The sequence below is a fragment of the Thalassovita gelatinovora genome (assembly GCF_001458355.1).
Taxonomy (GTDB): domain Bacteria; phylum Pseudomonadota; class Alphaproteobacteria; order Rhodobacterales; family Rhodobacteraceae; genus Thalassobius; species Thalassobius gelatinovorus.
In genome coordinates this window covers 302,795-315,028 of sequence record NZ_CYSA01000015.1, presented here as the reverse complement: position 1 = coordinate 315,028, position 12,234 = coordinate 302,795, and the positions used below count along the sequence as shown (strand labels likewise).

The following is a 12,234-nucleotide window of genomic DNA, read 5'->3' as shown; positions in this document are numbered from 1 at the left end:
TCTGCTGATGCTGATGGTCAGTCGAATTTGCGCGACGGGGCCAAAACGGTGGCTTCACCCATCAGCACCTTCTTGCCGTCTACCAGACAACGGCAATCCAGTTTCACCCGACGCTTGGAATGGTCGATATCGACGACCTCGACTTCGGCAGTGACGGTATCGCCCGGACGCACCGGGGCAAGAAATTTCAACGTCTGGCCCATATAGATGGTGCCATGGCCGGGCAACTGTTCGCCGATAACGGCAGAAATCAGCCCTGCGGTCAGCATGCCATGAGCGATGCGGCCACTGAAGATCGTATCCCGAGCGTAATCGTCATCCAGATGTACCGGATTGTGGTCGGTCGATACCTTGGCGAACATCTCGATATCTTCATCGGTGACAACTTTGCGCAGGTGACGCGTCATCCCCATTTCGATGTCTTCGATACAGATCGTACCGCGTGGCAGATTGTCCAACATTCGACCCTCCGTTTATTCGGGTGAGCAATATTTCTCCGCCTCAAGCGGAATTTCTGCAACTTTATTACTTTGCAGGCGCAGAAAATCAAGTGCTTTTTAATCTAGCGGAGTTGGCCGATCGTATAGGTGGGATTGGTGTTTTCCCTTTGCAGATAGGTTTCTAGCGCTTCTTTGTCGGGTTGATGCGACGTTTTCGTATCTTCGCGCGCCAGCCCGCCGGAAATGAACAGGGAATCGATATCTTCACCCATAGCCCCTTGAATGTCGGTATGGGGTCCATCGCCGATGGCCAGAATGGCACTGTCAGGAATATTCGGGTTCAGCGCGGCCAACCGGCGGCGCGCAAGGTCATAAATCGGTGGATGCGGTTTTCCGAAATAAAGGCTTTCACCCCCCATATCGCTATACAGTCGCGCCAACGCCCCGGCGCACCATTCGCGGATGTCACCGCGGTCGACTATGATATCGGGATTGGCGCAAAGCAGCTTCAACCCCTTGGTTTTGGCATAGAGGAAATCGGCGCGGTTGACGTCCGGGTCGGCCATCGGATCGTTAGGGCCGCAACAGACGATACCTTCGGCTTCTGTCAGCGGCACCCGAGCGATGTCGATCGGGTTTTCAAGGATTTGCAGGGGTTCGAAAAACCCTTCATCCCGTTGCCATTCGCCCATGAAATAGACCTTTTGTCCGACCGCGCCCTGAAACATCGCCGACCGGGCGCTGTCTCCGCTGCTGGCGATACTGTCATAGGCATCTTCGGGGACGCCGAAGATATTCAGCTGTTCGGCTACACCGGCGCGGGGTTTCGGCGAATTGGTGACCAGCACGACGATGCCACCCTTTTGGCGGTATGATTGTAACGCGGCGACCGCTTCGGGATAGGCGGTGACGCCATTATGAACACAGCCCCACAGATCGACGAACAGCGCCTCGTAACGGTCGGAAATGTCGGACAGGGCAGAAATGATTTGGGTCATGCGGGAGCTTTCAGCGGTCAAAGGAATGATCGGACGATGCCTGCATATCACGTCTCAAACCGGTTGCAGCAACAAATGGAAAGCGCCGGGACATATGCTGTTGTGACCGTGTGTGCGAGATTTTATTCACTCAGTCGGTGCCGCAGTATGTGATTTGGTGGTGGCCCTGTTGGCCGGATTGCAACACCTTTGAAAACAATACCGGCCGCCGCGTACCGCGACGGCCGGTATTGTTCAAGCCAGCAACGAATCCGGCTTGCGGATCAAACCTTGAGGTTCGGGATGATCTGTTTTTTCCGGCTCATGACGCCGGGCAGAACCACGGTGTCGCCGGTCACGGTCGCGCCAAAGCTTTTCTCGGCCACGGATTTGACCAGATCGTTGGGCACCAGAAGCGTGGCTTCTTCGTTCAGAATGTCGATGACGAACAGCAGCACCTGATCGGCGCCGTCTTCCTTGGCGACCTCGACCATCGAAGCCATCAGGCTGTCTTTGCGGTCCAGTACGATTTTGGGTGCCGTGGTTTCCAGAACCGAAACGCGGAATTCCTTGCCGTCCACATTGTATTCTTTCGAATCCATCCGCAGCAGTTCGGCATCTGAAAACGCAGACACGTCTGATTTGGCTTCGAACATTTCAGCGGCATAGGCGGTGATATCGATGCCCAGATCGGTGGCCAGTTTTTCAACCACTTCCCGGTCGTGATCGGTGGTTGTGGGTGACCGGAATTCCAGCGTGTCCGATAGGATGCAGCTCAGCGCCGCGCCTTTGATTGCGTCGGGCATCTTGGCGGCATCATCGCCCATCAGGTCGATCATGATGGTGGCGGTGCAGGCCAGCGGGCGAATGGTGATATCAATCGGGCCCTTGGTTTCCAGCCCACCGACCAGCTTGTGGTGGTCGATGATCGCCAGCACGTCGGCGTCGTTAATCGAGTCGGGCAATTCTGCGGGGTTGTTGGTGTCGACGATGACCACTGGCGCACCTGCTTCAACGCCTTTGATGATTTCGGGCTTGTCCAGTTTCCAACGCTTCAGCACGAAATCGGCTTCGGTGTTGGGTTCGCCCAGCAATTTCGGGGCAGCGGCAACGCCTTTGACTTCGTTCAGATACCAGGCCCAGATGATGGGCGAACCGGTCGAGTCTGTGTCAGGGGATTTGTGGCCGAAAACCTGGATGGTCATAATGGAATCCTTCATGCACGGAAATGGTCGAATTTGGGCGCGTTATAGAAGGGGTTTCAACGATTGTCACCCGTCCGACAAGGGCAGGCGTGTGATTTCAAACCCATCGCGTTGTAACAGCGCCAGCACACCGTTTTCTCCAGGCAGATGCAATGCGCCGACGGCGACGAAGGTGGGGGTTCGGGCAAGCTCCACAGACAGGATTTCAAACCATGTCCGGTTGCGACCTTCGACCAGCTTTTCCATCATTTCATTTAGCAAAGTGGTGATCTTTTCCCGGTCTTCGGGGCGTTCGCCATACTGGCGTACGGTTTTATCAACCAAGAAATCCCAGCCCAATTGAATTTCTTCGCGAAAATAGTGATCGGTCAGGTCGCTGCCGCCCGACATCGCAGCCGTCAAATCGAATTGCAGGCTCCATTTCAGGCCCTCAACCTGCTTGGCAATCGGATCTTCGGCAAACAGCCGGATTAACGCATCCATGTCGTCGAGCGAACGGATGAGAGTGCCACGGGTCTGGGCCGCCGTTTCGACAAGTCGATCAAGCCCCGTCTTCTTTAGTTTCAAGTCCTGTATCGCGCAGGCCGGGATCGACAGGGTCAAACCGAGAAACCAAGGTTGGTATTTCGCAGCGATAAAACCAGGCAGGCCGCGCGCTTTGATGGCTGGCAACAGTTTGTCCCAACTTTCCTGCCCCAACAGGTCGATCAGGCTTGGTCCTTCGGTCAACAGAATAAGCTTCGGATCGGTGCTCAATCGTTTTTGGAAAGCTGTTTCTTGATCGGAAGTCGTTTCCAAAAAGATCTGGACGGTCTGGTTCAGCAGAGGTTCCAGCCGTCGTAATATCGTTTCATGACGCGGATCAAACAGATGCATCGTACCGACAAGATAGGATGTGATGCCGTCCTTTTCGACCTGCCACAAAATTCCTTCGGAAAAAGGCGCGCGGCTTGCCCTATCCTGCAGTTGGCGTTGTTGTTCGTCCGGCAGCGACCAAAACCCGGATTTTCCTTTGCACGCGGCCAGTAGTGGCTGGGCAAACAGAATAAGAGACAACACCAATAAATACCGAAACACTTGAGCACTCCTTGAATTTCCGGGAGGTTAGCAAACAGATATACTGTCACAAGGCTAATCTCGATTAGGGATTTTCCCAATAAACAACGCAGACCTTTGATGTATCGGAGACCGGTTCTTGAAAGCTCAGACCAATCCCCGCGAAACTGATCTTTACCGCCCAGTCAAAGCCTTTTTTGAAACCCTCGGTTACGAGGTTAAAGCAGAAATCGGTGCGGCGGATGTGGTGGCTGTTCGGGACGGTGAAGCGCCGGTTATCATCGAGTTGAAGACCGGGTTTTCGCTGACCTTGTTACAGCAGGCTGTGGCGCGACAGAAAATCACCGATCAGGTCTATGTCGCGGTGCCACGTTGGAAGGGGCGGAACGGCTATCGGGCGTTCAAGGGCAATCTGGGGCTGTGCAAGCGGCTGGGTCTGGGGGTGATCACGGTCGGCTTCGACACCGGCGAAGTCCAGATCCATCACGACCCTGCACCGTTTCAGCCGCGCAAGGTGAAGAAACGGCAGACCACCCTGATGGCTGAATTCGAGCGGCGAGAGGGCGACCCGAACAAGGGCGGGGCGGTGCGCAGCGGATTGGTGACGTCCTATCGGCAAGAAGCGCTGCGTTGTGCCGCCCACCTGGCCGAACACGGCGCGTCGAAAGGCGCGATGGTGGCGCAGGCGACCGGTGTGAAACGGGCCACGCGGGTCATGGCGGATAATCACTATGGTTGGTTCGAAAGGGTGGACAAAGGCATATATCAATTGAGTGAGGCAGGTATCGTGAACACGCGACGCCAGATCCGTTAACTGTCCGGTCCTTTGGAGTGTAAGTAGCTTCGAAGCCAACTTGTCATTTGCCAGCGGACAAGGAATTGCGCATGGTATGACAGAAACTCTACACCTGCCATTTTTGCGGCCGCTTCGATCCGGGTTTCGTAGGCGCCTGTCCTGCCGTCCGTGTCCACAATCATCACAACGGGTTTTTTCCCGGTCAGATAAGCCGCGAACAGGGCTTGCTGGATGCTGTCGAGCGAGCTTCGCTTGTCCAGCCCCACTTCAATGACACTGTCCTCGGTTTCGCAATCGATGCGGATTTTATGCAGGTCGTACCCTGCCGAGAAACCGTGCTCTGCCTCGGTTTGTCCGTTGGCGATCAATAAGCAGAATATGGCGGCATAACCCAGCTCACCCATCAAATGACATTCCTTTGAACCCGGTAAATCACGACCTTGGCGATGGCGCGTTTGTTAATAAAGGTTAACAAAGAGTTAAACGTCTGGCCAGTGGTGCTCCGTAATGCGCGGCCCTGCGGCGATCGCCAACTTGTTGCTTGTTGAGTTTGGCGTGGTGGTTTTTTAATGGCGCCAGCAGTTGACTCAGCTTCTTCTTCTTCCTAACTATGCGCCGTTAGCACTCGACAAGGGTGAGTGCTAACGGCTCTGCTTCATTGAGAAGGGAGCCCGGGACAAACCCTGAGCCAAGGAGACTCAGAAATGGCATTTACTCCGCTTCATGACCGCGTGCTGGTTCGCCGCGTTGAAGGCGACGAGAAAACCTCAGGTGGGCTTATCATCCCCGAAAGCGCCAAGGAAAAACCGGCAGAAGGCCTGGTTGTAGCCGTTGGCGCTGGTGCCAAGGACGACGATGGCGAACGGATCGCCATGGACGTCAAAGAGGGCGACAAAATCCTGTTCGGTAAATGGTCCGGCACCGAAATCACCCTGGAAGGTGAAGAGCTGCTGATCATGAAAGAATCCGACATCATGGGCATTATTGCCTGATCGTCGCGTCACAGTTTTAAGAAACAGGAGCAAACAATATGTCTGCTAAGGACGTCAAATTCGACACCGATGCCCGCAATAAAATGCTGAAAGGCGTCAACATTCTCGCCGATGCTGTCAAAGTAACCCTGGGGCCCAAAGGCCGCAACGTGGTTCTGGACAAAAGCTTCGGCGCCCCCCGTATCACCAAGGATGGTGTGTCGGTCGCCAAAGAAATCGAACTGGAAGACAAGTTCGAAAACATGGGCGCGCAGATGGTGAAAGAAGTCGCCAGCCGCACCAATGACGAAGCTGGCGACGGTACCACCACCGCCACCGTTCTGGCCCAAGCCATTGTCAAAGAAGGCCTCAAGCAGGTTGCTGCCGGTCTGAACCCGATGGATCTGAAGCGCGGCATCGATCTGGCCACTGCCAAAGTCGTTGAAGCGATCCGCGCAATGGCGCGCGAAGTCAAAGATTCGTCTGAAGTTGCTCAGGTTGGCACCATCTCGGCCAACGGCGAAACCGAAATCGGTCGTCAAATTGCGGACGCGATGCAGAAGGTTGGCAACGAAGGCGTCATCACCGTCGAAGAAAACAAGGGTCTGGAAACGGAAACCGTTGTCGTCGAAGGTATGCAGTTCGACCGTGGGTACCTGTCGCCCTATTTTGTCACTAACCCTGACAAGATGATCGCGGATCTGGAAGACTGCATGATTCTGCTGCACGAAAAGAAACTTTCGTCGTTGCAGCCGATGGTGCCGCTGCTGGAATCTGTGATCCAGTCGCAAAAACCGCTGCTGATCATTGCAGAAGATGTTGAAGGCGAAGCGCTGGCGACTCTGGTTGTCAACAAACTGCGCGGCGGCCTGAAAATCGCAGCCGTCAAAGCACCGGGCTTCGGCGACCGCCGCAAAGCCATGCTGCAGGACATCGCGATCCTGACCGGTGGTCAAGTCATCAGCGAAGATCTGGGCATGAAGCTCGAGTCGGTGACCATGGACATGCTGGGCACTGCCAAGAAGATCACGATCACCAAGGACGAAACCACTATCGTCGACGGTGCAGGTGAAAAAGCCGAAATCCAAGCCCGTGTTTCGCAGATCCGTACTCAGATCGAAGAAACCACTTCGGATTACGACCGTGAAAAACTGCAGGAACGTGTGGCCAAGCTGGCCGGTGGTGTTGCCGTTATCAAGGTTGGTGGCATGACCGAGGTTGAAGTGAAAGAGCGTAAAGATCGTGTTGACGATGCTCTGAACGCAACCCGCGCAGCCGTTCAGGAAGGTGTGATCGTGGGTGGCGGTGTTGCCCTAGTTCAGGCTGGTAAATCCCTCGAAGGTTTGGTTGGTGCCAATACCGATCAAAACGCCGGTATCTCGATCGTGCGTAAGGCTCTCGAAGCGCCGCTGCGTCAGATCGCCGAAAATGCCGGTGTCGATGGTGCGGTTGTGGCCGGTAAGGTCCGCGAATCGGACGACACCAGCTTCGGGTTCAACGCTCAGACCGAAGAATATGGCGATATGTTCGCTTTCGGTGTGATCGATCCGGCCAAAGTGGCACGGACTGCTCTGGAAGATGCGGCTTCGATTGCGGGTCTGCTGATCACCACCGAAGCGATGGTAGCCGACAAGCCTGCCAAAGATGGCGGCGCCCCTGCTGGCATGCCCGACATGGGCGGCATGGGCGGCATGATGTAAGTCACGCCTTCCACGTTGGAAGATTTAGGGGTCGCCTTTGGGCGGCCCCTTTTCGATTCGGCGGGGACGGGATGGTCGTTCAGAGCGTGCGGCGCCCGTTGCAAATAAAACCTATCTGTTTGAAAATACGTATATTTTTCAACATAGGGTCGACAATCTGCACAACTGCTCGGCTTGCGAGTTGAGCGCGGCGCTGCTGCTGTTTAGGCTACACTCAAGGGGGACGTGACATGACCGAACTGATTCAAGGAGCGGATGGCAAGCCGCGCTGCAAATGGTGCGGGGATGTGGCGGAATTCCTGCCCTACCACGACAACGAATGGGGCTATCCGGTGGCCGACGATATCCGTTTGTTTGAAAAATTATGTCTGGAAAGCTTCCAGTCTGGGCTGAGTTGGCGCACGATTCTGGCCAAGCGAGAAAATTTTCGAAATGCATTTTCCGGGTTTAATTTCAACAAGGTAGCGGAATTCGATGAGCGCGATGTGGCGCGGTTGTTGGCGGATGCGGGGATTGTGCGGCACCGGGGTAAGATCGAAGCGGTGATCAACAATGCGCGGCGAGCGAAGGAGATGGTGGCGGGGGAGGGGTCGATCGCGGCGTTCGTTTGGGGATATGAACCTGACCCGGCAGACCTGCCCGAACCGCAAACGCAATCGACCTCGCCCGCGTCTGTCGCCTTGTCAAAGGAATTGAAAAAACGGGGCTGGAAATTTGTAGGTCCGACAACGGTTTACGCCTTCATGCAGGCGATGGGATTGATCAATGACCATGCGCTTGGCTGCGCGATGCGCGACAAGGCCAACCGGGCCCGTGCCGATTTTGACAAGCCATGAAAAAGGCCCGCCGGGGGCGGGCCTTCATGCATTTTTTTGATGCGATATGTGCGATTTGCAGCGCCAAACGCTACAGATCGCCTCAGAGCTTCCCGGTCAGTTCCGGCACCGCCTGGAACAGGTCGGCCACGAGGCCGAAATCGGCAACCTGAAAGATCGGCGCTTCTTCGTCCTTGTTGATCGCCACGATCACCTTGGAATCCTTCATCCCGGCAAGATGCTGGATCGCGCCGGAAATGCCGACCGCGATATAAAGATCCGGGGCCACCACCTTGCCGGTCTGCCCGACCTGCCAATCGTTCGGGGCAAAACCCGAATCGACCGCGGCGCGCGACGCCCCGACAGCGGCGCCGAGCTTGTCGGCCAGCGCTTCGATGATCTTGAAATCGTCTTCCGACCCGACACCGCGACCGCCCGAGACCACGATCTTGGCCGAGGTCAGTTCCGGGCGATCAGAGGCCGCGACCTTGTCTTCGACCCATTCGGACAGACCTTCGGAGGCCCCGACCGACAGGGTTTCAACCGCGGCAGAACCGCCGGTCCCGGCCGCGTCGAAGGTCGAGGTGCGGAAGGTGATGACCTTCTGCGCGTCCTTCGATTTCACCGTCTGGATCGCGTTGCCGGCATAGACCGGGCGTTCAAACGTGTCGCCATCGACAACGCCGGACACATCCGACAGCACCATCACGTCCAACAGCGCCGCGACGCGCGGCATGATGTTCTTGGCGTCGGTGGTCGCGGGGGCCACGATGTGGCTGTAATCCCCGGCCAGCGACACGATCAGCGCCGCGGTGGGTTCGGCCAGACGGTGGCCCAAAGACGCGTCTTCGGCGACCAGAACGCGGGCAACGCCGTCGATCTTGGCGGCCTCGGCCCCGGCCTCGGCGGCCGAGGACCCGACGCAAAGCGCGGTCACATCGCCCAGCGCCGCAGCCGCCGTCACGGCCTTGGCGGTTGCATCCAGCGCCAGCGCGCCGTCGGTGACTTCAGCAAGCAGCAAAACAGCCATTACACCAGCCCCTTTTCTTTCAGTTTCGCGACAAGATCATCAACCGATCCGACCATTTCGCCGGCCTGACGTGCCGCCGGTTCGGTGGTCTTGACGATTTCCAGACGCGGGGAAACATCGACGCCGTAATCGGCGGCGGCTTTTTCTTCCAGCGGCTTTTTCTTGGCTTTCATGATGTTGGGCAGCGACGCATAGCGCGGCTCATTGAGGCGCAGGTCGGCGGTGACGATCGCGGGCAGCTTGACCTTGATGGTCTGCAACCCGCCATCGACTTCGCGGGTGACCACGGCGGCGTCGCCATCGATGTCCAGCTCGGACGCGAAGGTTGCCTGCGACCAGCCCATGAGCGCCGACAGCATCTGGCCGGTGGCGTTCATGTCATTGTCGATCGCCTGTTTGCCGGCGATGACCAGACCGGGGGCTTCTGCGTCGATCACCCCTTTGAGGATCTTGGCAACCGCCAGCGGTTCGATGTCTTGATGCACGTCATCGGCGGCGACGACCAGAATCGCGCGATCCGCCCCCATCGCCAGCGCCGTGCGCAGGGTTTCCTGCGCCTGTTTGACACCGATCGAAACGACGATGACTTCTTCCGCCTTGCCGGCCTCTTTCAGGCGGATCGCTTCTTCGACGGCAATTTCGTCGAACGGGTTCATCGACATTTTGACATTGGCAAGATCGACACCGCTGCCATCCGCTTTGACACGGACTTTCACGTTATAGTCGATCACACGTTTGACAGGCACGAGTACCTTCATTGGCGTGGTCTCCCTCTGGGTGTGGGGGGTGAGTAACGATTCCCCCGAATGCTATCGGCCCTTTGTTATATTCTTGCGCGCCTGTGAAACAGGGAAAAATCGACACGTTAGCGACAACCGACGTCGCGTTTTTAGAGCATCTAACGCCATGAAGGGAATTTTTTTCAAAAGGGGCTGGGAAAATTGAACGAAAACAGCATAGTCGGGGCGACGGAGCAAAAATGGTCTTTTTAATTACAGCGCCCGAAATCGTCGACCTGCCGGAACAGACTATTGTCGGTTTCGGGGGGGAGTTTAGTTTGGAAACGCGTGATGCGATTCCGAAACTTTGGTGGCTGCTGCATTCCGAAACCGGGTTGGTGAAGAACGGGATCCGGGCGACGACCTTTGGCGTTTACAAGCCGCTTTGCCCTGATCAGCCGTTTTCCTATCACGAGCCGTATACTTATCTTGCCGGGGTTGCGTCAGAGGATAGCAATACCAGTGCTCCGTCGCTCAGTTCGACGCTGTTGCAACGGGGGCGCTATGGGCTGTTCCGGTTTACCGGGTCCTATATCGAGGTGACCGAAGCGTTTGATTCGGTGATGCTTGACTGGTTGCCACAAAGCGGTTTTCGGCTGGACAGCCGGCCGGTGCTTGAATGCTATCCATCCTATCCGTTCGGCAGCCGGGAAATCCCGAGGTTCGAGATCTGGCTGCCGCTGGCGGGGCCAGGTAAACCCCGCCGATGACCCGGATCAGCGATTGGCGCCGGGCACCCAAAGCACATCGGCGCGACCGTGATCGTTGGCCAGACGGGCCGCGACGAAGAACCAGTCCGACAGCCGGTTGAGATATTTGACCGCAGCCGCGTTGACGTCTTCTGTGCCGGCCAAGTCCACCGACAGCCGTTCGGCGCGGCGCGCGACGGTGCGGCACAGGTGCAGATGCGCCGACAGCGGTGATCCGCCCGGCAGGATGAAGCTGCGCAGCGGTTCAAGGTTTTTGTTCATCACGTCGATTTCGGATTCGAGCCGGTCGACCTGGGTGTCGACGATCCGCAGCGGCGGGTAGTCGGCATCGGCGTCCTTGTCCATTTCCGGGCGGCACAGATCGGCACCGAGATCGAACAGGTCGTTTTGAATCCGACTGAGCGCATCATCGGTTTCGCCGCTGGCATGCAGCCGCGCCATCCCCAGCGTGGCGTTCAGTTCATCCACGGTGCCATAGGCGGCGACCCGGGGGGAATGTTTCGGCACCCGCACGCCATTGCCGAGCGCGGTATCGCCCTTGTCGCCGGTCCGGGTGTAAATCTTGTTCAGAACGACCATGGTTTTATCCTCCGCGCCGCAGCCAGACGAACAGCAGGATCAACATCACTGCGACGAATTGCGCGGCGATCCGCAGGCGCATGACCTTGTTGGCGTGTTTGCGGTTGAAATCGCCGCCCTTGGCGAAACCGCCGATGCCGATCATCAGGATCACGAGCACACCAAGGCAGGCGGCGGCGACGACGTAGAACAGTGGATCGTCTCTCATTCGGGCGGCTCCTTTGGGTTTGGCTGTGCCAAGATGTAATGGTCCGGCGGGAAAAAGCGAAGACTCTATTTGGTCGCGGCAGTGTCAGCCCCGGGCCAGCAGCCAATCGAGGGCGCGGGACGGCAGCACCCGGCGCAGCGCCCCCATGATATGGGTGGCGGTGGTCACATAGTAGCGCGGCCGCGGGTTGTTGCTGTTGAGGATGCGGGTCAGTTTGGCGGTCACGGCTTCGGGCGGCAATTCGAACAGGTCTTTTTTAGCGCGGCTGTCATAAAGCCGCTTGATCAGGCTGTCGCGGTATTGATCGGCGCGCGGGCTGTTTTCCCAGTCGATCCATTTTTCGAAATGCGGGATCGCGTTTTTGCGGATATGCGACGTGACCGGCCCCGGTTCCAGCAGCACCACCTTGATATTGGTGTCGCGCATTTCGATCCTGAGCGTATCGGTCAGCGCTTCGAGCGCGAATTTTGTCGAACTGTAGGCGGCGCGCCACGGGGCCACCACCAGCCCGAGGATCGAGGAACAGTTGATGATATGGCCATGGCCCTGTGCCCGCATCACCGGGATCACCCGGCGGGTCAGGTCGTGGATGCCAAAGAGGTTGACTTCGAATATTTCGCGCAAGGCACCGCGCGGCAGGTCTTCGGCGGCACCCGGGCAGGCGAAGGCGCCGTTGTTGTAAAGCGCGTCCAATGTGCCGCCGGTGGCTTGCAAAACCTGCGCCAGCGCGGTTTCGATGCTGGCTTCGTCGGCGTAATCCAGCTGCACGGTTTCCAGCCCTTCGGTGGCCAGACGGTCGCAATCGGCTTGTTGGCGGCAGGAGGCGAAGACCCGCCAGCCCTGGGCTTTTAGCCCATGCGCGGCGGCGTATCCGATGCCCGAGGAACATCCGGTGATCAGGATTGTTTTCTGCACGCGCGCCTCCGACTGGGTTATGTCCGATTACGCAAAAAATCGCTGCACCGCAA

Annotated in this window: 15 protein-coding genes; 5 read left to right on the top strand and 10 right to left on the bottom strand. The window is 57.4% G+C overall.

The window, feature by feature from the left end; translation table 11 throughout:
* Positions 1-17: 17 nt before the first annotated feature.
* The 4 genes from TG4357_RS06355 to TG4357_RS06340 all read right to left on the bottom strand — a co-directional run bounded on the left by TG4357_RS06355 (position 18) and on the right by TG4357_RS06340 (position 3,699).
* Entirely contained in the window at positions 18-461 is a 444-nt protein-coding gene (locus TG4357_RS06355; RefSeq protein WP_058262023.1) for a MaoC family dehydratase, read from the bottom strand.
* 101 nt (positions 462-562) lie between these two features.
* The gene (locus TG4357_RS06350) at positions 563-1,438 is read right to left on the bottom strand and encodes a TIGR01459 family HAD-type hydrolase (RefSeq protein WP_058262022.1); all 876 of its coding nucleotides are present in this window, start codon (positions 1,436-1,438) and stop codon (positions 563-565) included.
* 263 nt (positions 1,439-1,701) lie between these two features.
* Positions 1,702-2,622: a manganese-dependent inorganic pyrophosphatase gene (locus TG4357_RS06345; protein WP_058262021.1), complete on the bottom strand. Its 921-nt coding sequence runs from the start codon at positions 2,620-2,622 to the stop codon at positions 1,702-1,704.
* Between the two features lie 66 nt (positions 2,623-2,688).
* Positions 2,689-3,699, bottom strand: coding sequence for a TraB/GumN family protein (locus TG4357_RS06340; protein ID WP_058262020.1), 1,011 nt, complete (start codon positions 3,697-3,699; stop codon positions 2,689-2,691).
* Positions 3,700-3,817: 118 nt separating this feature from the next.
* Here TG4357_RS06340 and TG4357_RS06335 point away from each other — a divergent pair, with 118 nt between their 5' ends.
* Positions 3,818-4,492 carry a DUF2161 domain-containing phosphodiesterase gene (locus tag TG4357_RS06335; RefSeq protein ID WP_058262019.1) on the top strand — a complete coding sequence of 225 codons (675 nt, stop codon included), beginning with the start codon at positions 3,818-3,820 and terminating at the stop codon, positions 4,490-4,492.
* Here the strand turns inward: TG4357_RS06335 and TG4357_RS06330 are convergent.
* Positions 4,489-4,878 (bottom strand): hypothetical protein, encoded by a 390-nt coding sequence (locus TG4357_RS06330; protein WP_058262018.1) that lies wholly within the window; start codon positions 4,876-4,878, stop codon positions 4,489-4,491. The two genes, TG4357_RS06335 and TG4357_RS06330, sit on opposite strands and share 4 nt — an antisense overlap.
* A gap of 300 nt (positions 4,879-5,178) precedes the next feature.
* Here TG4357_RS06330 and TG4357_RS06325 point away from each other — a divergent pair, with 300 nt between their 5' ends.
* The 3 genes from TG4357_RS06325 (at position 5,179) to TG4357_RS06315 (ending at position 7,981) form a co-directional block, all read left to right on the top strand.
* Positions 5,179-5,466 (top strand): co-chaperone GroES, encoded by a 288-nt coding sequence (locus TG4357_RS06325; RefSeq protein ID WP_058262017.1) that lies wholly within the window; start codon positions 5,179-5,181, stop codon positions 5,464-5,466.
* Positions 5,467-5,504: 38 nt separating this feature from the next.
* Positions 5,505-7,145: a chaperonin GroEL gene (groL, locus tag TG4357_RS06320; RefSeq protein ID WP_058262016.1), complete on the top strand. Its 1,641-nt coding sequence runs from the start codon at positions 5,505-5,507 to the stop codon at positions 7,143-7,145.
* 230 nt (positions 7,146-7,375) lie between these two features.
* Positions 7,376-7,981, top strand: coding sequence for a DNA-3-methyladenine glycosylase I (locus tag TG4357_RS06315; RefSeq protein WP_058262015.1), 606 nt, complete (start codon positions 7,376-7,378; stop codon positions 7,979-7,981).
* Between the two features lie 82 nt (positions 7,982-8,063).
* On the opposite strand, the gene TG4357_RS06310 is transcribed toward TG4357_RS06315, so the two are convergent.
* Positions 8,064-8,990 carry an electron transfer flavoprotein subunit alpha/FixB family protein gene (locus TG4357_RS06310; protein WP_058262014.1) on the bottom strand — a complete coding sequence of 309 codons (927 nt, stop codon included), beginning with the start codon at positions 8,988-8,990 and terminating at the stop codon, positions 8,064-8,066.
* Positions 8,990-9,748: an electron transfer flavoprotein subunit beta/FixA family protein gene (locus TG4357_RS06305; RefSeq protein ID WP_058262013.1), complete on the bottom strand. Its 759-nt coding sequence runs from the start codon at positions 9,746-9,748 to the stop codon at positions 8,990-8,992. Before TG4357_RS06305 ends, TG4357_RS06310 begins: the two co-directional genes overlap by 1 nt.
* A 221-nt stretch (positions 9,749-9,969) precedes the next feature.
* On the opposite strand from TG4357_RS06305, the gene TG4357_RS06300 reads away from it, so the two are divergent.
* The gene (locus TG4357_RS06300; protein WP_058262012.1) at positions 9,970-10,479 is read left to right on the top strand and encodes a GyrI-like domain-containing protein; all 510 of its coding nucleotides are present in this window, start codon (positions 9,970-9,972) and stop codon (positions 10,477-10,479) included.
* A 6-nt stretch (positions 10,480-10,485) separates the two neighbouring features.
* Here the strand turns inward: TG4357_RS06300 and TG4357_RS06295 are convergent, their stop codons facing one another.
* The 3 genes from TG4357_RS06295 to TG4357_RS06285 all read right to left on the bottom strand — a co-directional run bounded on the left by TG4357_RS06295 (position 10,486) and on the right by TG4357_RS06285 (position 12,181).
* Positions 10,486-11,058, bottom strand: coding sequence for a cob(I)yrinic acid a,c-diamide adenosyltransferase (locus TG4357_RS06295; RefSeq protein WP_058262011.1), 573 nt, complete (start codon positions 11,056-11,058; stop codon positions 10,486-10,488).
* 4 nt (positions 11,059-11,062) lie between these two features.
* A complete protein-coding gene (locus TG4357_RS06290; RefSeq protein WP_058262010.1) occupies positions 11,063-11,266 on the bottom strand; it encodes a twin transmembrane helix small protein in 204 nt (67 codons plus the stop codon).
* An 84-nt stretch (positions 11,267-11,350) separates the two neighbouring features.
* A complete protein-coding gene (locus TG4357_RS06285) occupies positions 11,351-12,181 on the bottom strand; it encodes an SDR family NAD(P)-dependent oxidoreductase (RefSeq protein ID WP_058262009.1) in 831 nt (276 codons plus the stop codon).
* Between the last annotated feature and the right edge of the window lie 53 nt (positions 12,182-12,234).

Excerpts from the sequence above, each read along its gene's own strand:
- TG4357_RS06355 (WP_058262023.1), bottom strand. The coding sequence starts at position 461 with ATGTTGGACAATCTGCCACGCGGTACGATCTGTATCGAAGACATCGAA.
- TG4357_RS06350 (WP_058262022.1), bottom strand. The coding sequence starts at position 1,438 with ATGACCCAAATCATTTCTGCCCTGTCCGACATTTCCGACCGTTACGAG.
- TG4357_RS06345 (WP_058262021.1), bottom strand. The coding sequence starts at position 2,622 with ATGACCATCCAGGTTTTCGGCCACAAATCCCCTGACACAGACTCGACC.
- TG4357_RS06330 (WP_058262018.1), bottom strand. The coding sequence starts at position 4,878 with ATGGGTGAGCTGGGTTATGCCGCCATATTCTGCTTATTGATCGCCAAC.
- TG4357_RS06325 (WP_058262017.1), top strand. The coding sequence starts at position 5,179 with ATGGCATTTACTCCGCTTCATGACCGCGTGCTGGTTCGCCGCGTTGAA.
- groL (WP_058262016.1), top strand. The coding sequence starts at position 5,505 with ATGTCTGCTAAGGACGTCAAATTCGACACCGATGCCCGCAATAAAATG.
- TG4357_RS06315 (WP_058262015.1), top strand. The coding sequence starts at position 7,376 with ATGACCGAACTGATTCAAGGAGCGGATGGCAAGCCGCGCTGCAAATGG.
- TG4357_RS06310 (WP_058262014.1), bottom strand. The coding sequence starts at position 8,990 with ATGGCTGTTTTGCTGCTTGCTGAAGTCACCGACGGCGCGCTGGCGCTG.
- TG4357_RS06305 (WP_058262013.1), bottom strand. The coding sequence starts at position 9,748 with ATGAAGGTACTCGTGCCTGTCAAACGTGTGATCGACTATAACGTGAAA.
- TG4357_RS06300 (WP_058262012.1), top strand. The coding sequence starts at position 9,970 with ATGGTCTTTTTAATTACAGCGCCCGAAATCGTCGACCTGCCGGAACAG.
- TG4357_RS06295 (WP_058262011.1), bottom strand. The coding sequence starts at position 11,058 with ATGGTCGTTCTGAACAAGATTTACACCCGGACCGGCGACAAGGGCGAT.
- TG4357_RS06290 (WP_058262010.1), bottom strand. The coding sequence starts at position 11,266 with ATGAGAGACGATCCACTGTTCTACGTCGTCGCCGCCGCCTGCCTTGGT.